At 29.9% G+C, this 24,531-nt stretch carries 19 protein-coding genes; 11 read left to right on the top strand and 8 right to left on the bottom strand.

The features are described from left to right. From BUA86_RS13890 to BUA86_RS16145, 4 genes are read right to left on the bottom strand one after another with little or no spacing between them, the layout of a single operon-like run. The gene (locus BUA86_RS13890) at positions 1 to 1,506 is read right to left on the bottom strand and encodes a T9SS type A sorting domain-containing protein (protein WP_072933660.1); all 1,506 of its coding nucleotides are present in this window, start codon (positions 1,504 to 1,506) and stop codon (positions 1 to 3) included. Between the two features lies 1 nt (position 1,507). After that, on the bottom strand, positions 1,508 to 2,767 hold the full coding sequence (locus BUA86_RS16305; RefSeq protein WP_229731891.1) for a hypothetical protein: 1,260 nt from the start codon (positions 2,765 to 2,767) through the stop codon (positions 1,508 to 1,510). 1 nt (position 2,768) lies between these two features. Beyond that, entirely contained in the window at positions 2,769 to 4,010 is a 1,242-nt protein-coding gene (locus BUA86_RS16300; protein ID WP_229731882.1) for a hypothetical protein, read from the bottom strand. Then, the gene (locus BUA86_RS16145) at positions 4,000 to 5,604 is read right to left on the bottom strand and encodes a hypothetical protein (protein ID WP_072933658.1); all 1,605 of its coding nucleotides are present in this window, start codon (positions 5,602 to 5,604) and stop codon (positions 4,000 to 4,002) included. The genes BUA86_RS16300 and BUA86_RS16145 overlap by 11 nt, the downstream gene beginning before the upstream one ends. 393 nt (positions 5,605 to 5,997) lie before the next feature. Here BUA86_RS16145 and dgt point away from each other — a divergent pair, with 393 nt between their 5' ends. The 3 genes from dgt to BUA86_RS13860 are packed head-to-tail and all read left to right on the top strand — an operon-like array spanning position 5,998 to position 8,829. Further along, positions 5,998 to 7,365, top strand: a complete 1,368-nt coding sequence (dgt, locus tag BUA86_RS13870) for a dGTP triphosphohydrolase (protein ID WP_072933656.1) — start codon at positions 5,998 to 6,000, stop codon at positions 7,363 to 7,365. Position 7,366: 1 nt separating this feature from the next. Beyond that, entirely contained in the window at positions 7,367 to 7,819 is a 453-nt protein-coding gene (locus BUA86_RS13865) for a GNAT family N-acetyltransferase (RefSeq protein WP_072933654.1), read from the top strand. Between the two features lie 8 nt (positions 7,820 to 7,827). Then, positions 7,828 to 8,829 carry an SMP-30/gluconolactonase/LRE family protein gene (locus BUA86_RS13860; protein WP_072933652.1) on the top strand — a complete coding sequence of 334 codons (1,002 nt, stop codon included), beginning with the start codon at positions 7,828 to 7,830 and terminating at the stop codon, positions 8,827 to 8,829. A 56-nt stretch (positions 8,830 to 8,885) separates the two neighbouring features. Here the strand turns inward: BUA86_RS13860 and BUA86_RS13855 are convergent, their stop codons facing one another. Continuing rightward, positions 8,886 to 9,413, bottom strand: coding sequence for an RNA methyltransferase (locus BUA86_RS13855; protein WP_072933649.1), 528 nt, complete (start codon positions 9,411 to 9,413; stop codon positions 8,886 to 8,888). An 80-nt stretch (positions 9,414 to 9,493) separates the two neighbouring features. On the opposite strand from BUA86_RS13855, the gene mutS reads away from it, so the two are divergent. The 4 genes from mutS (at position 9,494) to BUA86_RS13835 (ending at position 15,394) form a co-directional block, all read left to right on the top strand. Beyond that, positions 9,494 to 12,049, top strand: a complete 2,556-nt coding sequence (gene mutS, locus BUA86_RS13850; protein WP_072933647.1) for a DNA mismatch repair protein MutS — start codon at positions 9,494 to 9,496, stop codon at positions 12,047 to 12,049. 20 nt (positions 12,050 to 12,069) lie between these two features. Continuing rightward, positions 12,070 to 12,876, top strand: coding sequence for a M48 family metallopeptidase (locus BUA86_RS13845; protein ID WP_072933645.1), 807 nt, complete (start codon positions 12,070 to 12,072; stop codon positions 12,874 to 12,876). 98 nt (positions 12,877 to 12,974) lie between these two features. Then, entirely contained in the window at positions 12,975 to 14,879 is a 1,905-nt protein-coding gene (acs, locus tag BUA86_RS13840; protein WP_072933643.1) for an acetate--CoA ligase, read from the top strand. Between the two features lie 179 nt (positions 14,880 to 15,058). Then, positions 15,059 to 15,394: a hypothetical protein gene (locus tag BUA86_RS13835; RefSeq protein ID WP_143147337.1), complete on the top strand. Its 336-nt coding sequence runs from the start codon at positions 15,059 to 15,061 to the stop codon at positions 15,392 to 15,394. Between the two features lie 259 nt (positions 15,395 to 15,653). Here the strand turns inward: BUA86_RS13835 and BUA86_RS13830 are convergent, their stop codons facing one another. After that, positions 15,654 to 16,721, bottom strand: coding sequence for a patatin-like phospholipase family protein (locus tag BUA86_RS13830; RefSeq protein ID WP_072933639.1), 1,068 nt, complete (start codon positions 16,719 to 16,721; stop codon positions 15,654 to 15,656). A 91-nt stretch (positions 16,722 to 16,812) separates the two neighbouring features. On the opposite strand from BUA86_RS13830, the gene BUA86_RS13825 reads away from it, so the two are divergent. The 4 genes from BUA86_RS13825 to BUA86_RS13810 all read left to right on the top strand — a co-directional run bounded on the left by BUA86_RS13825 (position 16,813) and on the right by BUA86_RS13810 (position 23,249). Beyond that, the gene (locus tag BUA86_RS13825) at positions 16,813 to 17,703 is read left to right on the top strand and encodes an AraC family transcriptional regulator (protein WP_072933637.1); all 891 of its coding nucleotides are present in this window, start codon (positions 16,813 to 16,815) and stop codon (positions 17,701 to 17,703) included. Positions 17,704 to 17,805: 102 nt separating this feature from the next. Then, positions 17,806 to 19,938, top strand: coding sequence for a TonB-dependent receptor (locus tag BUA86_RS13820; protein WP_072933635.1), 2,133 nt, complete (start codon positions 17,806 to 17,808; stop codon positions 19,936 to 19,938). 170 nt (positions 19,939 to 20,108) lie between these two features. Continuing rightward, positions 20,109 to 21,551, top strand: coding sequence for a cytochrome c oxidase accessory protein CcoG (gene ccoG / locus BUA86_RS13815; protein WP_072933633.1), 1,443 nt, complete (start codon positions 20,109 to 20,111; stop codon positions 21,549 to 21,551). A 231-nt stretch (positions 21,552 to 21,782) separates the two neighbouring features. Continuing rightward, positions 21,783 to 23,249 carry a M20/M25/M40 family metallo-hydrolase gene (locus BUA86_RS13810; RefSeq protein ID WP_072933693.1) on the top strand — a complete coding sequence of 489 codons (1,467 nt, stop codon included), beginning with the start codon at positions 21,783 to 21,785 and terminating at the stop codon, positions 23,247 to 23,249. A gap of 56 nt (positions 23,250 to 23,305) precedes the next feature. Here BUA86_RS13810 and BUA86_RS13805 read toward each other — a convergent pair whose 3' ends face one another. Continuing rightward, positions 23,306 to 23,632 carry a HopJ type III effector protein gene (locus tag BUA86_RS13805; RefSeq protein WP_072933632.1) on the bottom strand — a complete coding sequence of 109 codons (327 nt, stop codon included), beginning with the start codon at positions 23,630 to 23,632 and terminating at the stop codon, positions 23,306 to 23,308. Between the two features lie 83 nt (positions 23,633 to 23,715). Then, a complete protein-coding gene (locus BUA86_RS13800; protein ID WP_072933630.1) occupies positions 23,716 to 24,198 on the bottom strand; it encodes an SPOR domain-containing protein in 483 nt (160 codons plus the stop codon). Between the last annotated feature and the right edge of the window lie 333 nt (positions 24,199 to 24,531).

Genomic DNA, 24,531 nt, shown 5'->3' with positions numbered 1-24,531 from the left:
TTACTTTTTAATAATTTTAATAGATTCAGATTTGTTATCTGTTTTAATTTTTAAGATGTAAACACCACCAGGGTAACCTCCTAAAGAAATTGGAGTAGAACGGTATTTTACATCTTTGTTTTGTAGATGCTGTCCAGCAAGGTTATAAACTTCGATAGAAGAAGTCGTAAACTCTTTGTTGATAATTACATTCACAATATCCGAAGTAGGATTAGGATAAACTTCCAGTGAAACACGTTTTACATCGTCACCTTCTTTTCCTAATTTCACTAAATAGAAGTCCGATTGTCCTTTATTTCCTTTTGCTTGTTGAGTAGAATTTCCAAATAAAATAGTAGAACCATCTCGTGTTGTAATTGCTTTCTCTAAATAATTAAATCCTTTTTCACCAAACTTCTTTTCCCAAATAGAAGTTCCGTTCTTATCAAATGATTTAGTGATGTAGTAACTTTCAATAGCTCCATTTGAGGCTTCTTGTAAACTTGAAATTTTATTAGCAGTTAAAAGAAAACTATCATTTACATTTTTAATTTCAGTAATCGATAAATTATTTTCAACCTTTAATTCAGTCGTTTTAATTGATTGAAGACTTAAATCTGTTTCAATAACTTTAGAAGTTACTTTGTTTCCATTTTTTTCATTAATGGCAAACAGATACTGATCTTCTTTTTGCTCAGCAGAAATTAAATAATTTTCATTGCTTAAACCAAGACTATTTTCAGAACGAATGTTTCCTTCATTGTCAATTTCAACAATCCATGTTTTATTTCCAGTTTGTTCAACCGTTTTATTTCCACTTGCAGGAGAATTAGAATTTCCTACGAGAATAAAACCATCTTTTGTTTGTAGAATAGATTTTACTTTATCATCATAAGCACCACCAAAGGTTTTCTCCCAAATAAGTTGACCTTTTTTATCGAGCTTAATCATATAATAATCGTTTCCTCCGAAGTTTTCACTTTTCTTTAATTCAGATGGAGTAGAATTAGAATTGGCAGCAATAAGATAGCCACCATCTTCTGTAACTAAAATATCTGTTGGAATATCATTTCCATTTCCACCAAAAGTTTGTTGCCATTGTAAGTTTCCATTGGCGTCAATTTTAATAATCCAAATATCTTCAGCACCTTGATTTTCGCTAGTTTTATCACCAGATTTACCAGAAGTAGAAGCGCCAGCTAAGATGTAACCACCATCTGGAGTAGGTTTAGCCGCATACAGAAAATCTGTTCCACTTCCACCAAAAGAATTTTGCCATTCTTGTTTTCCATTTTCGTCCATTTTCCATAGAAAATAGTCTAAACTTCCTTGGTTATTTTTTTTGATATCACCCGTAGCATCAGAAGCTGAACTCCCAAGAATAAGGAAACCATAATCTGGAGTAGGAATGGCATTATATAAATATTCAGCATGTTCTCCACCAATAGATTTTTCCCACACGACTTCTTGTGCAGAAAGGGAAATCATTAAAAAGAGAGAACATACAGAAAGTAATTTTATTCTCATATTAGTTCGTTTTATTTTTTTCTAATTCTTCAATTCTTTTATTCTGCTCAATCATATAAAGCGTTAACTCTTCAATTTTTTGCAGTAATAATTTTTGGTTTTCGCCAACAGAAAGTCCGTTCTCTACTACTTCTTTTTCAGAAGGAATATTTGGTAAATGACCTTTTTCTTTAATGTGTTGTTCCACTTCTTTTAGTGTAGGTAAAGCATAGTTTTCTTTGAAAACATAATCAGCCCAACCATCCATGTCAACTTTTACTTCTTTAGAATGAATTACACCATTAACATCTAATTTATTTTTAGGAGCTCCAACTCCAATACCTACATTTCCATTTCCTTTTATAATAAAAGGAAATTTAGATAGAGCACCTAAATCCCTTACTTGAAAATATGTACTTTCATTCTTGTTTTGTATAGTGCCAAAACCTTGAACATCAACAGAAATCCCTTCAATTTTTTCATTACTGTAAGGAATAAACAAATTAAAATAAGATATAGGATTTAAATTATTTATTCCTATTCGACCATTTTTAAGCGTTAATTCTTCTTTAAAACCATTATAATAAGAGCCCATAACAAGAGCCATTTTAGAATTTTGTCCTTCAGCATAATCTAATGAACTTCTAATTCTTGGCCCAAATTCTGTTTGTGAAAAACTTGAGAAGTTAATACTATTACCAGCTCCAATAAGATTTTTTGTATTTGTTAAATTTAGATTTCCAGCTTCATCAATATCAGCATTTTTAGCATAAACAAAAACCCACGTATCTTGATTAAATTTTTCGTCTAATCCGCTTACAAACATGGCATTTGGATTTGACATCCTTGCATTCTCTGTTGCAAAATAGTTTTGATTTGTTCCGTCTAGTTCTTCCACAATAATATCTTTACTGTTAAAAATAGACCAATCAGTAGCTTTTATTAAATGAGCTCCGCTATTTACTTTAGCTAGTAATGCGTCTGAATATCCCCAATAATTTCTTGGTCGAATAATAGTAACAATTACTTCGGTGTTTTGAGGAAAATCATGTGATATATTATTAACATGTAAAGCATTGCTATTATAATTCCTAGCATTATCAGCTATGTAATATTTTCTAATAGATTTATTTATAGTTTCAACTAAAAGATTATCAGTGTTATATCTTAACCAATCTATTTGACCAATTAAATGATCTCCAGAATTTACAGTAGCTTTAAATGTTTGTGAATAACAAATAAAACATGTTATAATTAAAAGAAGAGAGAGTATTTTTCTCATATTAGTTAGTTTTATTTTTTTCTAATTTTTCAATTCTTTTATTCTGCTCAATCATATAAAGTGTTAATTCTTCTATTTTTTGCAGTAATTGAATTTGGAATTCACCAACATTAACACCTTCTTTTTCCATTTCTTTGGCAGAGGCAATTTCTGGTAAATGCTTTTTCTCTTTAATATGTTGTTCAACTTCTTGTAGAGTAGGAAGTTTATAATCTTCTTCAAAAACAAAATCTGCAGTAGGAGTTTCTGTCACTTTTATTTCTTTAGCTTCTAGTTTTCCTTGTAAACTTGCACTATTTCCTTTAACTAAAAATGACCTTCCTAATCTTATTCCACCATTAAAATCCTCATCATAATTAAGAGTTAAAGTGTTAAATGCGTCATGTACGATTGCTCTTCCTCCATTTCCTCTATCGCTAGCCTTTAGAACAACATCAGCATGCCCATTATAGATAAATTGATTATCTGCGTTTCCAGCCGTAAAACTATTGCCTCTAACTAAAAATGATCTTCCTATTCTTGTACCTCCATCAAAATCCTCATCATAATTAAGAGTTAAAGTGTTAAATGCGTCATGTACGATTGCTCTTCCTCCATTTCCTCTATCTTTAAATTTTAAAATAACATCTGCATGCCCATTGTAAGTAAACTGATTATCTTCGTTTCCAGCTCTAAAACTACCATTAACATCTAATTTGTGTTGAGGATCATTCGTTCCAATACCAACATTATGATTGTAGTAAACCTGATGCTTATTATTACCTTGAGGAGCTTTTGTATAAAAATTACTTAAAGTTGCATTATCAACAATAGCGTTTGTACGAGAGTGTTGAGTAATGTGAATATTATAAGAATTACCAGAAGCTTTTGTATGGTAAATTGGAATTTTGTACTGATTAATTGAGCTATCCCAAACAAAGTCTCCTATAAAAATATTATCTATAAGTAATCCATCTGCTTCAACGATTCTAGAAGTGGGTTGATACCATATCCAATTATTATGGTGAGCACCTACATGAATTATTTTTCGAATAATTCCAACACTATTTTCATAATTATAAAATCCTGAAATAGTTACTTCAATCCAGCCACTGATAGAACGATTTCCTAATAAAATATCGACTGATTGGTTTGCAACACCATTTGGAAATTCAACTTCAAGAGTTTTTTGCTTATAATTTTGTGCATTAGTAAAGGATATTATAAAAAATAATCCAATAATAAAGTATAATTTATTTTTCATGAGAAATTTGTTCAAGTTTGTTAGTTAGATTTTCAATTTGTTTTTGCTGCTCAAGTACAGTTGTATGAAGTTTATTTGTTTCCTTATTCTGCTCAATCATATAAAGCGTTAACTCTTCTATTTTTTGCAATAATTGAATTTGAAATTCTCCAACATTAACACCTTCTTTTTCCATTTCTTTGGCAGAGGCAATTTCTGGTAAATGCTTTTTCTCTTTAATATGTTTTTCCACTTCTTGTAGAGTAGGAAGTTTATAATTTTCTTCGAAAACAAAATCTGCAGTAGGAGTTTCTGTTACTTTAATTTCTTTTGCTTCAAATTTTCCATATAAAGCAGCGTTTCCATTATTATGTAGATTAAGAATATGATTAATAGCTCCATTGTTGTCAATATCATAAAAACTAAAACCTCCGGTACTTCCTAAACCTCTATTAGAAATAAAATCAGTTTCACCTTTTCCTCCAGATAAATTCCATCCAATAGCTACTTTTCCCGAATTACTAATTGCATTTTTTAGTTTATCAGGGTCAAAATGACGGTCTAAATTTGCTGCATTTCCAGCAAGAGTTACAAATCCATCAACATCTAATTTAGATTTTGGGTTTAAGACACCAATCCCAATATTTCCATTGTCGGTTAACATCATCGCATCAATATATTTATGTGGTAGATGATCATTGTGTACTCTAAAAAAGTAACCTCCACCATAATATTTATTATCCGTTCCATCCGTTATAATGGCATCATTATGTTCCTTTCCTAAATGGAGTCCAGTGTGAGTACCTTGTGAGTTTACTTTTAGATTACCCCTTACTTCTAATTTTTCAGAAGGATTTTCCGTTCCAATACCAACATTTCCATTTTCATTAATAGAAAATTTTACACCTGTATAATCTCCTTTGGAAACAATCCATTGATCATGATGTAAATTTCCAAAAAACCAATTGTCTTTCCCGTCTAGAAGTTGAGTTTGAATCCCTTGAATAAATCCTCCTTGATCAGTATCTCTTTGTAAATAAATTCTTGGAGACCAACTCCTTATTTTAGCATTTCCTTGTACGTCTAATTTTTCAGTAGGATTATGACTACCAATTCCTATATTACCATTGTCGGCTAACATCATAGCATCTATGTATTTATGAGGAATGTTATCATTATGCACTCTAAAAAAGTATCCTCCACCATAATGCTTATTGTCTGTTCCATCCGTTATAATGGCATCATTTTGCTCATTTCCTAAATGAAGTCCCGTGTGAGTCCCGTGTGAGTTTACTTTTAGATTACCCCTTACTTCTAATTTTTCAGAAGGGTTTTCCGTTCCAACCCCAACATTTCCATTTTCGTTAATAGAAAATTTTACACCCGTGTAATCTCCTTTAGAAACAATCCAATTTTGTGTTCCTAATGATCCAAAAAACCAGTTATCCGTTCCGTTTTGAAGTTGAGTTTGGATTCCCTGAATAAAACCTCCAATATTAGTATCTCTTTGTAAATAAATTCTTGGAGAATATGCTTTCACTTTTAATTCAGAAAATTCCTGTTGTGCCAATGATAAGCTTGGTAGTAAGCTTAAGATTAAGTAAATTTTTTTCATTGTATATTATTTTATTTTTTATGTGTAAATAATTATAACCACTGCTTTAGAAGTTGTATAATTTTAGTTTGAAAAATATAGAGTGCTGAATCTAATTTTGTGTAGAAATTTCTATAGTATTTTTAATAAGAAGAATAGGTGATATAGATTGTAAATGATTGATTATGTTCATAGTTGATTGGTTTGTAATGCAAAATTACGACCTTTACAACTGAAAAATAAATATTCCAATATGACTTTAGTGTCATATTAAATGCTTAACTATAGGTTGTATTTTTATTTTTGAAAATATAGTATTGTATAAAGCTGAAAAGAGACTTATGTAACAGACTTAATTTTTGAGTTTTTCCATTCATCGTAAATTCATTAAATTCGTTTTATCTAAATTCATCTATGGAACTCTTAAATAAGATTTACACCAATCAACGTAGTAATAGTAATGACACAACAGATGCTAGATCTGAATATCAGCGAGATTATGACCGTATAATTTTTTCCTCAGCATTTCGACGTCTTCAAAATAAGACGCAAGTTTTTCCATTACCAGGAAGTGTTTTTGTACATAATAGATTAACACATTCATTAGAAGTTTCTTCTGTTGGACGATCAATGGGAAATTTGATAGGAAAATTCATTGCAGAAAATTACGATTTAACAAAAGAATCTTACGAATTCTATAATTATAGTATTCACGATGTTATATCTGCTGCTTGTTTATGTCATGATATTGGAAATCCAGCATTTGGGCATTCTGGAGAAGATGCGATAGCTTCTTATTTTGATAGACATGAAGATGAATTAAAATCTTTTTTTACAGAAGCTGAGTGGGCAGATTTAATTAATTTTGAAGGAAATGCAAATGCCATTCGAATTTTAACGCAACAACAAAATGGAAAGTCAGAAGGTGGCTTGCGTTTAACGTATTCTACACTAGCTGCAATTGCAAAATATCCGTGTGAGTCTGTAGCAAAAGATAAATCTCAACTTCATCGTAAGAAGTTTGGTTTTTTTCAAGCACAAAAAGAAGCTTTTCAAACAATTGCCGAAAAAACAAATATGATTTTAGAGCAAGATTCTCCAATTATTTATAAACGTCATCCATTTGTTTGGTTAGTAGAAGCAGCCGACGATATTTGCTATTCTATCATCGATGTGGAAGATTCGCAACGTTTAGGGATTATAGATCATGATAAATGTCGAAAATTATTTTTAAATCTTGTCGAGTCTTTAGACCCAAATCAAATAGAAAAAACAAAGTCTAACTTAAGAGCTATTTCTGATAAAAATGATAGAATTGCCTATTTAAGAGCAAAATCAATTAATTTATTAACACAGAAATCTGTTGAGGTTTATCAAAATAATTTCGAAAAAATAGCAAAAGGTGAATTTAATACGGCTTTGTTAGATATTATTAAAGATGAAACAGTTAACGAAACTAAAAAAGTTTTAACGGAGATCCAGCGTTTCTCTAGAGAAAATATTTATAATCATCGTTCTGTTCTAGAAATAGAAAATGCAGGTTATAATGTAATGTCCGAATTGTTGTCGCAATTTATTCCTCCTATTTTAAAAGATGAAGCACATAGAAAGACATTCGAAAAAAAGGCTTTACGATTAGTTCCTGCACAATTTTTATACGAGAAAGGAACAAAATATCAAAAAGTAATGGGGATTTTAGATTATGTTTCTGGTATGACAGATAATTATGCAACAGAATTATATCGTCGTATAAAAGGAATTGAAATAGGAATGACAATATAAAATGGAAAATTTAGTAATTAGAGAGGCAAGAAAAGAGGATTGTAGCCGAATTTTAGAATTAATAAAAGAATTAGCATTATACGAAAAAGCACCAGAACAAGTTACAGTTACTTTAGCAGAAATGGAGGAGTGTGGTTTTGGAGATAAGCCTGTTTGGGGATCGTTAGTAGCAGAAATAGATAATGAAATAGTAGGAATAGCATTACATTATGATCGTTATTCAACTTGGAAAGGTCGTCGTTTGTATTTAGAAGATTTAATTGTAACGGAAAAAATGCGTGGTACAGGAATTGGAAAATTACTATTAGACGAGTTGATTGTTTATGCAAAAGAAAATAAATATAATGGAATGGTTTGGCAAGTTTTAGATTGGAATGAGCCAGCAATTAATTTCTATAAAAAATACAAAGCCGATTTTGACAGTGAATGGATAAATGTATCGGTTAATTTTTAATACAAATAATGAAAAAGAATAAATTAAATAGGAAGATTATTTTAGGAATGTCTATCCTATTTTCAGGTGGAGTGTTTGCTCAAAAAGTTAATAAAACAATGAAAATTGAAGTTGTTTCTTCAGATGCAACAATTTATAATTTGATTCCGAAAAATACGGAAGTGGAAATTCTTTCTGAGGAGAGTACTTGGGCAGAAGGACCTCTTGTTTTACCAAATGAAGAAGTAATTTGGAGTGATGTTGTAGGAAATAGAGTTTTTAAATGGAATGAAAAAGATGGAGCAAAAGTATGGTTGTCTCCTTCACAATATCATAACGGGCATGCAATAGACCATGAAGGACGAATTGTTGCTGCTTCTCATGGAAAAAGAGCGATAGAACGCCTTGAAAAAGATGGAAATTGGATAGTTCTTGTAGATTTATACGGTGATAAGAAACTAAATAGTCCAAATGATTTGGTGATAGATAAACAGGAAGAAATTTGGTTTACGGATCCTTTATTCGGAATAGTTAAAGAAAATGAAGGGTATGGTGGAAATCCTGTTCAAGGAGGAGAGTTTGTTTATAGATTTAATCCATCAACTAAAAAGATAGTGAGATTAGATACGAAAGAAATTGTTACACCAAACGGTATTGGACTTAGTAAAGATCAGAAAACATTATATGTAGCAGATTCTCAAATAGAACATACACCTAAGCCTTACAATACAAGAAATGTGGTTGCTTATGATATTGATGAAAATAAAAATTTACGTAATGGTAGAATTTTTCATCAATTTGAAACTGGAATTCCAGATGGAATTGCAGTAGATAATAAAGATAATATTTGGGTAACTTCGGGTAAAATTGTTCATATCCTATCTCGTAACGGAAAGAGAATAGGTAGTCTTGTTTTTCCTAATAATGTAGCAAATTTAACTTTCGGAAAGTATAAAAATAAGAATGTAGTTTACATTACAGGTTCTAATAGTCTATTTAGATTAAATGTTTCAGTAGAAGGAGCTAATTAAAAAAAAACAAAACCCAATAGTTAAAAGTTCTATTGGGTTTTATTTTTGAAATTTTATTACATAAAACCTTCGTACCATTTCCATAAAATAATTCCTGTACATACAGAAACATTTAAAGAATGCTTTGTTCCCGATTGTGGAATTTCTATACAAGTATCACACTTGTCGATAATAGATTGTTGAACGCCATCAACTTCATTTCCCATTACGATGGCATATTTTTTAGACTTGTCAACCTCAAATTCATTTAATAAAACGGAACCCTCAGTTTGTTCAATCGTTACAATTTGGTAATTATCTTCTTTTAATTTTGTAATTAATTCATCAGAATCTTTTACATATTCCCAATTAACAGAGTTCTCAGCTCCAATTGCTGTTTTATGTATTTCCTTATGAGGTGGAGTTGCTGTAATTCCACACAAATAAATTTTATCAATTAAAAAAGCATCAGATGTTCTAAATACAGCACCAACATTATGCATACTTCTTACATTGTCTAAAACAACTACAATCGGATGTTTTTCAATTGCTTTATATTCGTCAGCCGACACGCGACCTAATTCGTCTAATTTTAGTTTTCTCATCACTTCGTTTTTACCTAACTTAGCTGTTCTAAAAGATTAATAATTTGACAAAAGTAGTAAAGAATAAGGAAACTCCTCTCATGAAGCAATATAATCAAATCAAGACGAAATATCCTGATGCGATGTTGTTGTTCCGAGTAGGAGATTTTTACGAAACATTTGGAGAAGATGCTGTGCGATGTTCTCGCATTTTAGATATAGTACTTACAAAACGTGCAAATGGTTCTGATAACAGTGCATTGGCAGGTTTTCCTCATCACTCATTAAATACCTATTTACCAAAATTAGTAAAAGCAGGTTTACGCGTTGCAATTTGTGATCAGTTAGAAGATCCAAAAACTGTAAAAGGAATTGTAAAACGTGGTGTAACAGAATTAGTAACACCAGGAGTTGCTTTACAAGATGAGGTTTTATCATCAAAATCAAATAACTTTTTAATGGCTGTTCACGAAGGAAATAAATCGTTCGGAATAGCATTATTAGATGTTTCAACTGGAGAATTTTTAGTTTCAGAAGGTCAAGAAGATCAAGTTGCTAAAATTATCCAATCATTTCGTCCAAGCGAAGTTATTTATCAGAAAAGAGTAAAATACAATTTTTCTGATGTTAAAAGTAAATTTTTGTTAGATGATTGGGCTTTTCAATACGATTTTGCAGTAGATAAATTAACTAATTTATTTAAAACTAAAAATCTAAAAGGTTTTGGAATAGAGGATTTAAAAGAAGGGATTATTTCTGCTGGAGCAATTTTAGCTTATTTAGACGATACACATCATTTCGAAATTAGACATATAACGTCTATTCAACGATTAAATCAAGATCTTTTTGTTTGGATGGATCCTTTTACGATTAGAAATCTCGAATTGGTTTATTCTCCACATCCAAAAGGTGTAACATTACTTAATGTTTTAGATGAGACTAAAACTCCAATGGGAGCACGTTTACTTAACCGTTGGATGGTGATGGTATTAAAAGATTTAAAATCCATTCAGCGTCGTCAGACTATTGTAGAATATTTTTTTGATAAAAGTGATATTCGTTACGATTTACGTGAGAAATTAGGTCAATTAACCGATTTAGAACGTTTAGCAGGTAAAGTTTCAACAGGAAAAATTACACCAAGACAATTGTTGCAATTAGGACAGAGTTTGCAACTGTCTAAAGAAATTAAAACAATAGCTGAAAATTCCAATATAAAAGAAGTTCAAGATTTATTTTCTAAAATTGAGGATATAGAAGGCTTAACACAAAATATTTTTGATACACTATCCGACGAACCACCACATCAAATTGTAAAAGGAAATGTAATAAGAGAAGGAGTTTCAGAAGAGTTAGATAAATTAAGAAGCATTCAATTTTCTGGGAAAGATTATCTGGAACAAATGTGTCAAAGAGAAACTGAACGAACAGGAATATCTTCTCTAAAAATTGCTTTTAATAATGTTTTTGGTTATTACATAGAAGTAAGAAATACACATAAAGATAAAGTTCCTACAGAATGGATTCGTAAGCAAACATTGGTAAATGCGGAACGATACATTACAGAGGAATTAAAAGAATACGAAACACAGATTTTAGGTGCAGAAGAGAAAATTCTAGCCATCGAAAATCAATTGTTTATTGAGTTATTACAAGAAATAATTACCAAACTATTAGCTATTCAACAAACAGCGAAAGCAATTGCTTTTTTAGACGTTTTATCCAATTTTGCAGAAATTGCAGAGAAGAATTCTTATATCAAACCAATTTTAAATGATGGTTTTGATTTAAAAATTCAGGATGGACGACATGCTGTTATCGAACAACAATTGCCAATTGGTGAAGAATATGTTTCGAATCATGTAGAGTTAAATCAAGATAATCAACAGATTATTATGATAACAGGGCCAAACATGTCCGGTAAATCTGCATTACTTCGTCAAACAGCATTAATTACTTTAATGGCACAAATGGGAAGTTTTGTTCCTGCGAAAGCTGCTGAGTTAGGAATTATAGATAAAGTTTTTACGCGTGTAGGCGCTTCAGATAATATTTCTTCTGGTGAATCTACGTTTATGGTCGAGATGAATGAGACGGCTAGTATTTTAAATAATATTTCGGAACGAAGTTTGATTCTGCTTGATGAAATTGGTCGTGGAACATCAACATATGATGGGATTTCTATTGCTTGGGCAATTGCAGAGTTTTTACATCAAAGTAAATTGAAACCAAAAACATTGTTTGCTACGCATTATCATGAATTAAATGAAATGTCAAAATCAATGGAACGCATTAAAAATTTTAATGTAAGTATCAAAGAAACAAAAGATACTATTTTGTTTCTAAGAAAATTAGTTCCAGGAGGAAGTGAGCATAGTTTTGGTATTCATGTTGCAAAAATGGCGGGAATGCCAGTAAATGTTGTAAACAGAGCAAATGATGTTTTAAAAGTGTTAGAAGCTTCAAAAACAGATGAAGCAATCTCAAATAAAACAGAAAAAATTACGCAAGATAATATGCAGTTAAGTTTTTTCCAGTTAGATGATCCAATTTTAGAATCAATTAGAGAAGAAATAATGAACACTAACATTGATACTTTAACACCTGTTGAAGCATTGATGAAATTAAACGAGATAAAAAAGAAACTAGGTAATTAAACTTATAAACTTAAATTAATATGAAAAAATTATTTTTAACACTAGCTGGAGTATTGGTTTTAGCTTCTTGTGCAACCAATCCAGTAACTGGACGCAAGTCGTTAGCATTGGTTTCAAATGCAGAATTGTTTCCTTCGTCTTTTACAGAATATTCTAAAGTTCTTAAAGAAGGAAAAGTAGTAACAGGAACAAATGATGCTAAAATGATTCAGACTGTAGGTACGCGTTTAGAATATGCAGCAAAAGAATATTACAAACAAAAAGGAATATCTTCTCAGTTAGATGGTTATCAATGGCAATTTACATTGTTACAAGCTAATGAAGTAAATGCTTGGTGTATGCCAGGTGGTAAAGTTGCAGTTTATTCTGGTATTTTACCAGTAACAAAAGATGCAACTGGATTAGCAGTAGTTTTAGGACACGAAATTGGTCACGCATTAGCAGGACATGGAGCAGAAAAAGTATCTCAAACAGTAATGGCACAATATGGAGGTCAAATACTTGGTGGAGCAACTTCTAACTCTCAATGGGCGAATGCTATTGGACAAGTTTATAATGTTACTGGTCAAGGTGTCTTATTAAACTATTCTCGTAAAATGGAGCTAGATGCAGATATTACAGGTTTATATTTAATGGCAATGGCTGGTTATGATCCATCTCAAGCAACTTCTTTCTGGGAAAGAATGTCTGCTAATAGTGGAGGTGCTGGAAATAATAATGATTTTTTTAGTACTCACCCTTCAGACGCAACTCGTATTGCAAAAATTAGAGAAGCTCTTCCTACTGCATTAGCATATTACAATGCTAGTCCTTATAAAGGAAAATAATAAAGGAATTTATTTATTTTGAAAATATAAGCGTGTTAATTTGATAAATTAATGCGCTTTTTTTATATTGTGTATTCAAAACCATAAAATTAACAATAATGAGTAATGATTTTAGAATTAATTCTTTTTCTGAATATAAAAAGGAGTATAAAAAGAGTGTAAAGGATCCAGAGAAATTTTGGAATAAAATTGCAGATAATTTTATTTGGAAAGAGAAATGGAATAAAACATTAGAATATAATTTTGAAGAGGCAGATTTTAAATGGTTTCAAGGAGGTAAATTAAATATCACCGAAAATATTTTAGATCGTCACTTAGAAAAAAAAGGAAATAAAAGAGCATTAATTTGGGAACCTAACAATCCTTTAGAAGAAACACGTAGTATCACTTATCGCCAATTACATTCAAAAGTTTGTCAATTTGCAAATGTTTTAAAGAATAATGGAATTCAGAAAGGTGATAGAGTTTGTATCTATATGCCAATGATTCCTGAATTGGCTATAGCAATGCTTGCTTGTGCTAGAATAGGAGCAGTGCATTCTATTGTTTTTGCTGGTTTTTCTTCAGCTGCAATTGCTTCTCGTATTAATGATGCTCAATGTAAAATATTAATTACAGCAAATGAAGTTTTTCGTGGAACAAAATCTATCAATCTAAAAGCTATTTGTGATGAAGCTTTAAAAGATTGTCCTTCTGTACAAACGTGTATCGTTTACAGAAGAGCAATTGAGCCTACATCTATGGTTGGAGGAAGAGATAAATTTTGGATAGATGAAATGTATAAAGTAAATGATGATTGTCCTGCTGAAATTATGGATGCAGAAGATCCATTATTCATTTTATATACATCTGGTTCTACTGGAAAGCCAAAAGGAATGGTGCATACTTGTGGAGGTTATATGGTAGAAACAGCCTATTCTTTTGATAATATTTTTCAGATGAAATCTCATGATATCTATTGGTGTACAGCAGATATAGGTTGGATTACAGGGCATAGTTATATTATATATGGTCCATTATTATGTGGTGTTACTTCTGTAATGTTTGAAGGAATTCCTAGTTATCCAGATTTTGGACGTTTTTGGGAAATTGTAGAAAAATTAAGAATAACACATTTTTATACTGCGCCAACAGCTGTTAGATCGTTAGCACGTGAATCGTTAGATTATGTTGAAAAATATGACTTATCTAGTTTAAAAGTTTTAGGATCTGTTGGGGAACCAATTAACGAAGAAGCTTGGCACTGGTTAAATGATTATGTAGGAAAAGGAAAATGTCCAATTGTTGATACTTGGTGGCAAACAGAAACGGGATCTATTATGATATCTCCTTTGGCTGGTATTACACCATTAAGACCAACATTTGCAACTTTACCGCTTCCAGGAATTCAGCCCGTTTTAATGGATGAAAAAGGAGAAGAAGTAGAAACAGTAAATGAAAAGGCAGAAGGACGCCTAGCAATCAAATTTCCATGGCCATCTATGGCAAGAACAATCTATGGAGATCATAAACGTTACATCGAAACTTATTTTTCAACTTTCCCAGGTTATTATTTTACAGGAGATGGTGCTTATCGTGATGCAATGGATAATTATAGAATTACAGGTCGTGTAGATGATGTTGTTATTGTATCTGGACATAACTTAGGAACGGCTCCAATAGAAAATGCCATTAATGAGCATGATGCTGTTGCAGAAAGTGCTGTAGTTGGTTTTCCTCATGATGTGAAAGGAAATGCTCTTTACGCTTATGTAATTTTACAAGATGGTTTTGAAGCTTCTGCAGATTTAGAAGCTGAAATAAAAAACGGTGTAGCTCGTTTAATTGGAGCAATTGCAAAACCAGATAAAATACAATTTGTACCAGGTTTACCAAAAACTCGTAGTGGTAAAATTATGAGAAGAATTTTGAGAAAAATTGCAAGTAACGAAACTGACTTTGGCGATACATCAACATTATTAGATCCAGATGTTGTAAAAACAATACAAGAAGGTAAAGTTTAGAAATATTAATCAATTACAAACGAATAAATCCTTAATTATCATAAAGATAATTAAGGATTTATTTTATTGATAAAAAATACGAATCAATCTTTAATTTTTTTTAAATTAACTTAAATCTTTCCTTTTTAGTTGTTGTAACAATAAATCTTTTCATTATTTTTATACAAACAATGAATGCTATGAGAAGAATTTTTTTTGAAAAAGACAGCCACAAAGATTATTTATTTTTGCTAATTGATGATGAATCAGAATTAGACCAAGTTTATAAAGTAGATAATTTTACAGATGAAATGGGAAGGGAGTACGTTTACAATTTAATGGGTGAACGTAAGAATTTAACGGAAGAAAAGTTAAATGAACATGTAATTCCTTTAACGAACGGGAATTATAAAGACTTTCATAAAGATGATGAGGTGAAAACTCCTCAGGCTTGTATCGAAAGCATTATTGATTATTATAATTTTGATAGAAAATTAGAGATTTTTATTTACGTTAGATCTAAAGTGAATCCATAGTTTTACAGTTAGATTTAAGATTTAAGATTTAAGACTTAAGACTTAAGACTTAAGATTATAAGATGTAAGTTTTTTTTGTAAAAAGTACAATTGTATTTAAATTTCTCATCCAATTATGTTGATGATCTATAATTTTAAATTTTCAGCTAATCTTTATTCTCTGCGCAATCTTTTCTTAATTGCGGTTAAGGTAATTGTATGATATAAGTAGGCTTAAAATCATAATACTTTTTACTTGGTACTTTTTACAAAAAGTAACTTACAAAATCTCACTTTTATTAAAAATTAGTTTTTGAACTAATTCATCTAAATATTCTTTATTCTTTAAAACATAATCATTCGCAACATCTAATAAAGTTTTAATGTTGTTATTAGAAATATTATCTAAATCCATCGCAGATTCTGGAATTTCTGGATTAAAACGATAATAGTTTTGATGATGTTTTGGTTTCAGTAAAGAAAACATTGCTTTCATTTCTGTATCAATCATATCAACACCAGTAGAAATAAAAATGTCAACCAAAGGATCTGTCCATTTGGATTTAGAGATACCATTCAAATCTTCATGTTTATAAGATTTCGCACGAGATCCATTTCCTATAGATATAACAACAAACTCTTGTAATGGAGCTATTCCATCAAATTTTAAATCGTCTTTAAAATACTTTCTGAAATTAATTTTATGTGTTTCTATAAAACCTACAAATGTTGGGTTATTTGCAAACACACCACCATCAATACAACAAAACTCTTGTTCGGCAAAAGAACTTATTTTAGCTGGCTCAAAATAGGTAGGAGCAGCAGAAGAAGCTCTACAAATATCTTTTACATAAAAATTTCTAAAAGGAGATATTCCATCTATCGAATTAAATATTTTTGGCTTTTGATGTTCAGTGTCATAAGCAACAATAGCACATGGACGAGTTAAATCTTTTAATTCTGTTTGTCCAAAAACTAAATTCAATTGCTGTTCCAATACAACTGTTGCAAAATTATCTTTTAAGATAGATAATGGATTATTAATAATAGTCCAGAATGTTTTAGTAAAAATATTTTTTCCTTCTCCAAGATAAATATTTAAAGCATCTGTAATAGAATGTTTAGATCTTTTTGGATGATCATCTGATGGCATTAAAAGTAAAGAAGCAATAAGAGCACCAGTACTTGTACCAGCAATAAAATCTACATAATCACCTATTTTTGCGTCTTCATCGTGTAATTCTTTCAATTTATCTTCGATGTATTTTAAAATTACACACGAAATAATTCCTCTAATTCCTCCACCATCAAGAGAAAGTAAGATGATTTTCTTTTCTTTTAAATCCATTTTTTTTATCCTAGCACCTTAAAGGTAAAATTTTTCATTTCAATAAGTACTAAATTCTCTATATTTTTACCTTTTATTAATTTTGATTTCCATGGATAAGCGATTGTTTCCCACTTTTGATATTTGTAACCTTAATGCAGATAAAAATACAAATGAATTGTTTTCCGTTGATCGTTTTAGAGGATATGTAGACAGTAATCCCCATTTACAGCAAGTACATAACCATAATTATTACCATTTGGTTTTTTTTACAGAGGGGAGTGGAGAACATTTAATTGATTTTGAAAAATTTGAAGCAAAAGCAGGTACCATGTATTTTATGAAACCTGGACAAGTACATCAATGGTATTTTAAAGAAAGATATGATGGCTATGTGGTAAATTTTTCGACTAATTTTTTAGATTGGGTAGGTATCAATTCAAACTTATTATTAGAATTCAAATTTCTACAATCTATAAAAGTAGATGATCATGTTGTTACACTCGAAGAGCATATTCAGAAAGGAGTAGCCAATTATTTCGAATTGATGATAAAGGAAAATCAATTGAATGATCATTTCTCTAATTTGAAAATAGCATTTTCTTTAATGAATATGTTTATTGAAATTAATAGAAGTTTAGAACAAGAAAATCAATCTCATTTAAAGAGTCAATCTTTAATATTTAATCACTTTCAATCTTTGATAGAAGAAAACTTTAAAACAAAAAAACTACCAAAAGAATACGCCGAATTACTTCATATAACACCTAATCATTTAAATGTTTTATCTAAAGAAATTTCTGGGATTTCTGCGGGCGAATGGATTAGAAGTAGAATAATTTTAGAGGCTAAACGTCTACTTGTAAATAAAGATGTATCGATAAAAGAGATATCATATCTATTAAATTTTCAAGATGTATCATACTTTGTAAAATTCTTTAAAAAATATACCAATTTAACTCCAGAGCAATTTCGCAAGCAATATTATGTTATGCATTCGTAAAACTGTGTGATTTTTCTTATGTTTTATAACTTAAATGTTTAAAATTTAGATTAAATCTAAATAGTGGTATATTTGCTTTAAAATTATAATTTAAAGCATACAATGAAGAAAAAACTAATTTTACTATTATTACTACAAATTACATCTCAAATTCATGCACAAGAATCAGAAAACTTAGAGTTAAATGAAACAGTAGTTGAAACAACTAGAATTCCAGAAATTGTAAAAAACTCTTCTAGCTCTGTTATTGTAGTTTCCAAGGAAACAATAGAATCTTTAGCTATGTCAAATCCAGATATGTCTGTTATATTGGGCTTAGCAGTTCCATCAATAGGATTAAGTTCTAACACGACAAGTAATAGGTCTCAAACAATGCGTGGTCGACAAATGTTGATTATGATAGATGGTATTCCCCAATCAACACCATTAAGAAATACAGATAGAGATATACGTTCTATAAGTCCTTTCGCAATAGAACGTATAGAAGTTATAGAAGGAGCAAGTTCGCTTTATGGTTCCGGAGCTATTGGAGGAGTTGTAAATTTTGTAACTAAAAAAAATAATACAGACAGATTATTTAATGGAGAAACATCTATAGGAATTACAGATGCAAGATTTAAACAAGGTGACCATGCATTTGGATATAAACTTAATCAGCAATTTTATGGAAAAGTGAATAAGTTTGATTATTTAGTAAATGGAGGAATTGTTACAACAGGAAGAGGAGTAGATGGTGAAAGAAAATTTATTTCACCAAGATATGGTTTAAGCGATGTAATGGCGAAAAGTATTATGGCAAAAGTTGGTTATAACTTTTCAACTAACACACGTATAGAAGCTATGTACAATTATTTTTCTAGTGAACAAGATACTGATTTAATTGCTGCAGAAGGTAAGTACCTTCAATCACCAAGAATCGGAATAGTTGGAGAAAAAGATGTTAGAGCAGTTAATGAAGGTACAAGATATAATCATAATGCATATGTAAAGTTTATTAGTAAAGATATTTTTAAAAATACCAATTTAGATTTGTCTTTATACACACAAAACTTATACACTATTTTTGATTATAGAGCAAATAATCCTAGAAGTCCAAGATGGGAAGAAACAGGAGGTCAAGCTGCTATAAAAGCAGAAAAGTATGGAGCTAGATTAAATTTTTTATCAGCACTAAATCTATCTAAAGACATTAAAATGTCTGTTTTATATGGAGGAGATTTTATGTTAGATGAAACAAGTCAACCTCTTGTAGATGGTCGTCTATGGGTACCAAAATTAAAAGCATATAATTCAGCCGTATTTTTACAAACAGTAACTAATTTCTATCATAAATTCAGTTTGAAAGCAGGGGTTAGATATGATAATATTTTGGTTAAAGTACCAAATTATAAAACCATACCAACTAGAGCAAATCAAGAATGGGTTTCGATAGAAGGAGGAAATCTTAGTTATGAAAAACCAACATTTAATACGTTATTACAATATCATGTAGCAAAAGAGTTTAATCCTTATGTTTCTTTTTCACAAGGTTTTGCTATTTTCGATTTGGGTAGAGTTCTTAGAACAGCCAATGCGGATGTTGTTTCTAAAATAGAAACTGATCCAGTAGCAACAACTAATTACGAAGTTGGTTTTACGAGTAAGATTGCTAAAAAAATTAATTTAAAATTTGCCTATTATTGGTCACACTCTAAATTAGGAAGCGATTTAGCTGCTGGTGATGATGGCTTTTGGAAAGTAGTTAGAAACCCACAGTTAATACAAGGATTAGAAGTTCAAGCAGATACCAAAATCAATAAATATGTTTTTGTTGGAGGAAGTTATTCTTATTTAGAAGGAAAGTTGAAATCCGAAGGTTCGTCAACATATGATGATTATATGTCAGGATTAAGTATACCAGCTCCTAAACTTACCTTATTTACAACAATCACTCCTGTAGATAATTTTACTGTTAATTTAATGTATACACATACCCAAGAAAGAAATAGATTTCATCCAGTGCTTAATAATAGTGGAAATCTTGTTTACAAAGAAGGAGAGGGAAAAGTATCTCCAATAGATTTATTTAATTTATCATCTAATTATAAAATGAACAATATGAGAATAAGTTTAGGAATAGAAAATCTATTTAATAAAACTTATTATACAAGCTCTTCTATGTTAATGGCAAGAAATAATGAATATGCCAGAGGAAATGGACGATATTATACTTTAGGTTTTACAGTTAATTACTAAAATTTTATTATTTTAAAAATAGTCTGCATTTTTTTATCATAAATAAAACAATGCAGGTTTCATTTATGATAGATATCACTGCATAATTATTACCATAGAAATAAGGAATAGTGCCAAGAGAAAATCAGTGTTAGACTCTAGCTTTGTGTAGACAATTTACATAGAGAGATATGAATAATTTTAATGAAATTTTAGTTGCGGAGGAGAATGAAAAGTTTAGAACCGAAGTTGCCACAATGGATAAAAAAGGTACACGGAAATGGGTTTATGCAAAGAAAAGTTCAGGAAAATATACCAACTATAGAGCAATTGTTTCTACAATTCTCTTAACAGCATTAATCGTTTTACCTTTTATAAAATTACCAAATGGTAATCCAATTTTTAAGTTCGATGTTTTTAATACGGTATTTATACTTTTTGGTTATCCATTTTTTACAACAGATTTCTTTCTTTTAGCAATAGGAATGATTGTGAGTGTTGTATTTATTATATTGTTTACAACAGTTTATGGTCGACTATTTTGTGGATGGCTTTGTCCACAAACTATTTTTTTAGAATTTGTTTTTAGAAAAATAGAATTTTTAATAGAAGGAGATCGCGGAAAGCAAATACGTTTAGATAAGCAAGAATGGGATGAAGAAAAAATACTGAAAAGAGGTTCAAAATGGATAACCTATTATCTTCTCTCATTCTTTTTTACCAATATATTTATGGCTTATTTGTTAGGTTCGGATGTTTTAATTCAATTTATAAAAGAAGGACCAGCGGAACATATTGGGATGTTTATTGGGATAAATATATTTAGTTTATTCTTCTATTTTGTTTTTGCTTGGTTTAGAGAGCAGGCTTGTACTTTGGTTTGTCCTTATGGACGTTTTCAGGGTGTTTTAATTGATAAAAAAACAATACAAATCTCTTATGACTTTGTTAGAGGAGAAAAAACAAAAGGGCGTGCAAAATTTAGAAAAGGAGAAGATAGAAATGCAGAAGGAAAAGGAGATTGTATAGATTGTGGACAATGTGTTGCTGTTTGCCCAACAGGAATAGATATTAGAAATGGTTCTCAATTAGAATGTGTTAATTGTACGGCTTGTGTAGATGCTTGCGATGACATAATGACTAAAATTAACTTACCAACTGGATTAATAAAATATGCTTCGGAAGAAAACATAGCAGAAGGAAGTAAATTTAAAATTAATGTAAGGTTAATTGCTTTTACATCTATATTAATTATAATGTTAGTTGCAATGACTTCTTTTATGACAAATAGAAGTGATGTTGAGGTGAAGTTTTTACAAGTTCCTGGACGAGACTTTTCGGTAGAAGGACAATATATAACGAATACTCTACAGTATAATTTAATGAATAAAACAAACCATAAATATAAATTAACGGTAGATGTAAAAACATTCAAAGAAGGTAGAGCAGAAATTTTAAGTGAATCAAATCAATTTATTTCTATTGATGAAGGAAAATTAAAACAAGGTTTAGTTAAAATAAAAATTCCAAAAAGTAAATTAACATCCTATAAAGTACCAATCGATTTAGAAATAAAAGATGAAAAAGGAAGAGTTGTAGATCATTATGTAATTAGTTTTATGGCGCCTTTTTAATTTGAATATAAATCCTCATAATTAAATGTTATGAGGTTTTTCTTTTCCTATTATTTATATTTTTTGTGTAGATAAAATTCTTTTACATCTCTATAAATGATAAATAAAAAACACTAAAACCTACTTTTTATTGATTAATATCTAAAATATTATTTAATTGTAGTAATGTTTTCTTTCTATAAGAAAAATGCAGATTTCTACTTATTTTTACACTTATTAATTAATTATAAAATGAAGCAATATATAGTATTTGCCTTTAGTTTTTTAATGATTGGAGCAGTATCTGCACAATCGTATAAAAAGCCATTAGTTTCTGCAATTAAAGAGAAAGATCTTAAACAAGATATGTACGAACTTGCAGCAGACGAATTTTGGGGAAGAGAAGCAGGAACATTAGATGAACTAAAAGTTTCTATGTGGTTAGCAAATAAAGCAAAAGAAGCTGGTATGCAACCTGCGGGAGATAACGGAACTTACTTTCAGTTTTTTGATATGTACCGTCATCAAATTATTCCACAAAGTACATTGAAATTAGGAAATCAATCTTTAAAAATTTGGGACGACTTTTTAGTTGCTGAACCAGTAAATGCCCAAATAGAAGGAGATGTGGTTTATGCAGGAAATGCAGAGCCAGAAGATTTAGCAAAATTAAATTTAAAAGGAAAAGTTTTAGCTGTAAATGCTTCTGATAAAAATATATCAAAAGATATGACGCTTTTTGTAAGAAGATACCCTGGTTTTGTACGTGCAAAATATTATGAAACTGCTGTTAGTCTTGGAGCAAAAGGAATTATTTTTATAACAGATGATATTTCTGAAAAAAGTTGGATTGAGGTTTGGCATCAAATGACAAGAGGAACTTATGGAGGAGAAGGATTAAGAGAAAAAATCACGAACAATATTCCTGTACTTTGGTTGAAAAGAGAAAATGTAAATTGGGTAAAGAATAATCCAAAAATTTCTTTAAACCTTATTACAGAATCTTACAAGTATCCATCTGTTAACATTATTGGTAAAATAGAAGGAACAGATCCAAAATTAAAAGATGAATATGTTTTAATTAGTGGTCATCAAGATCACGATGGAATAAGACACCCTGTTAAAAACGATACCATATATAATGGTGCAGATGATAATGCAAGTACGTGTGTAGCGATGTTAGCAATGGCGAGATCTTATAAAGCTCAACCATCAAAAAGAAGTATCTTATTTGTATTTCATGGAGCGGAAGAAAGAGGTCTTTTAGGTTCTAGATGGCATGCGACTCATCCAGTTGTTCCAAAAGAAAAAATAGTTGCTGTTTTAAATGGTGATATGATTGGAAGAAATGATAATAATGAAGCAGCTCTTTTAGGAGGAAATGCACCTCATAAGAATTCTGAAGAGTTAGTTAAAATGGCTGAAGATGCAAATAATGAAAGTACTAAGTTTACGTATTTAAAGGATTGGGATTCTCCAAATCATTCAGAATACTTTTATTTTAGAAGCGATCATCTTCCTTATGCATTACAAGGAATTCCAGCAATCTTCTTTACAAGTGTTTTACACGATCAGTACCACACACCACAAGACGAGTCAGAAAATATCAATTTTAAAAAATTATATAAGATGACAGAATGGATGTACCGAACTTCTTGGAAAGTAGCCAACGAAAAAGATCGTCCGACAGTTATTAAGAATTTTACGTTAGAACGATAAATAAAAAAAGAGCTATCTAATTAAGATAGCTCTTTTTTTATTATATATTTTTAATTCTAGTTTTTAGCAACTAAAACTTCATTTTCAAATTTTATACCTTCCCAACCGTTTTCCATAAACTGTCTAATATTATTATGGTCAGTTCCATTCGGATTTTCTAAAACAGCTGCATAATGTTCTGCAAATAATTTTAAAGTATCATCTTTAGAAAAGTTATTTAGTTTTGCAAAAGCGAAAACTTTAGCACTTCCCTGATTTTGATCTGATGCATTTTCTTGATTTCCGTTTGTAAAAGCAGAAGCTGTATAAGTGTAATTATCTTCGATGTATTGAATAACATCATTAAATTTTGCTTCTTTATTATTTAGTTTATCTAAAATCATTATTTTGTTATTTGGTAGTTAAAATGAAAAAAATATAAGTGAGCAATTTTAATTAATAATTAAAAACTCATCACTCATCAGATTTATTGAGCTTTTCTACATAAAACCTTAAAAGGAATAGAGAATGAGCTATTATATTTTGATCTTAATCTTCTAATATCTTTAGAAGCAGAGTTTTTAGAAAAATAATCCCCAACTAAAACACGATAATCAGGTGTATAATATGTTACTTGAACAGACATATCAGGATATAATTTGCTAAACTCATCTTTTACTTTGTTCGCTTCTTGTCTGTTTTTAGAATAATAAATCTGAATTTTAAAACCATTCACTTGAGCATTTCCTGCACAAGGATCACTAGATTTTATAGTTGGTTTCTTTTCCACACTTTTTTTAGGTGTGTAAACACATGTTGCATCTTCTTTTGCTTTTATTACATTATATATAGAAGAATCAATTTCCATATTTAATGTTCCATTATTAATAATTTGAATAGTATCAATTTTCTCTTGAGCAAAAATTGAAGAAGAAAGTATTATAAAAAAAACTGCAATAAATTTTTTCATGGGATGAATTAATTTGTACAAATATACTTTTTCCTATTTAGTTATTAATGTTAATCAAATAATTATTTACTCATTTATATATAATAAGGATTAATTAATGCGAATAAAAATTGACTATTATTAATAAAAAGAGTGGTATTATGTATTTTTACATCAATGTTTTTGAAGCAGATTGTTGAGTAAATTATTAAACCAATAAATTATTTTTATGGATGTATTTTTTTTAACAATTAATTTAGAAACGTTTTAAATTAAGCTGAATGACAAAGTTCAGTATGCAAACTTTATGATTTTATTAAGTAATGAGGTTATTTTTGCTTCTAGTTAAGTGTT

The sequence above is a fragment of the Chishuiella changwenlii genome, from assembly GCF_900142565.1.
GTDB lineage: Bacteria > Bacteroidota > Bacteroidia > Flavobacteriales > Weeksellaceae > Empedobacter > Empedobacter changwenlii.
Note: the sequence above shows the minus strand (reverse complement) of the source record. Positions and strands in the feature narration are given on the sequence as shown.

Bases quoted from the DNA above. Each gene is read 5' to 3' on its own strand.
- BUA86_RS13825 (WP_072933637.1), top strand. From the start codon at position 16,813: ATGGATAAGCGATTGTTTCCCACTTTTGATATTTGTAACCTTAATGCA.
- dgt (WP_072933656.1), top strand. From the start codon at position 5,998: ATGGAACTCTTAAATAAGATTTACACCAATCAACGTAGTAATAGTAAT.
- BUA86_RS16300 (WP_229731882.1), bottom strand. From the start codon at position 4,010: ATGAAAAATAAATTATACTTTATTATTGGATTATTTTTTATAATATCC.
- BUA86_RS13810 (WP_072933693.1), top strand. From the start codon at position 21,783: ATGAAGCAATATATAGTATTTGCCTTTAGTTTTTTAATGATTGGAGCA.
- mutS (WP_072933647.1), top strand. From the start codon at position 9,494: ATGAAGCAATATAATCAAATCAAGACGAAATATCCTGATGCGATGTTG.
- BUA86_RS13800 (WP_072933630.1), bottom strand. From the start codon at position 24,198: ATGAAAAAATTTATTGCAGTTTTTTTTATAATACTTTCTTCTTCAATT.
- BUA86_RS13845 (WP_072933645.1), top strand. From the start codon at position 12,070: ATGAAAAAATTATTTTTAACACTAGCTGGAGTATTGGTTTTAGCTTCT.
- BUA86_RS13865 (WP_072933654.1), top strand. From the start codon at position 7,367: ATGGAAAATTTAGTAATTAGAGAGGCAAGAAAAGAGGATTGTAGCCGA.
- BUA86_RS16305 (WP_229731891.1), bottom strand. From the start codon at position 2,767: ATGAGAAAAATACTCTCTCTTCTTTTAATTATAACATGTTTTATTTGT.
- acs (WP_072933643.1), top strand. From the start codon at position 12,975: ATGAGTAATGATTTTAGAATTAATTCTTTTTCTGAATATAAAAAGGAG.
- BUA86_RS16145 (WP_072933658.1), bottom strand. From the start codon at position 5,604: ATGAAAAAAATTTACTTAATCTTAAGCTTACTACCAAGCTTATCATTG.
- BUA86_RS13820 (WP_072933635.1), top strand. From the start codon at position 17,806: ATGAAGAAAAAACTAATTTTACTATTATTACTACAAATTACATCTCAA.
- BUA86_RS13805 (WP_072933632.1), bottom strand. From the start codon at position 23,632: ATGATTTTAGATAAACTAAATAATAAAGAAGCAAAATTTAATGATGTT.
- BUA86_RS13860 (WP_072933652.1), top strand. From the start codon at position 7,828: ATGAAAAAGAATAAATTAAATAGGAAGATTATTTTAGGAATGTCTATC.
- BUA86_RS13830 (WP_072933639.1), bottom strand. From the start codon at position 16,721: ATGGATTTAAAAGAAAAGAAAATCATCTTACTTTCTCTTGATGGTGGA.
- BUA86_RS13835 (WP_143147337.1), top strand. From the start codon at position 15,059: ATGAGAAGAATTTTTTTTGAAAAAGACAGCCACAAAGATTATTTATTT.
- BUA86_RS13855 (WP_072933649.1), bottom strand. From the start codon at position 9,413: ATGAGAAAACTAAAATTAGACGAATTAGGTCGCGTGTCGGCTGACGAA.
- BUA86_RS13890 (WP_072933660.1), bottom strand. From the start codon at position 1,506: ATGAGAATAAAATTACTTTCTGTATGTTCTCTCTTTTTAATGATTTCC.
- ccoG (WP_072933633.1), top strand. From the start codon at position 20,109: ATGAATAATTTTAATGAAATTTTAGTTGCGGAGGAGAATGAAAAGTTT.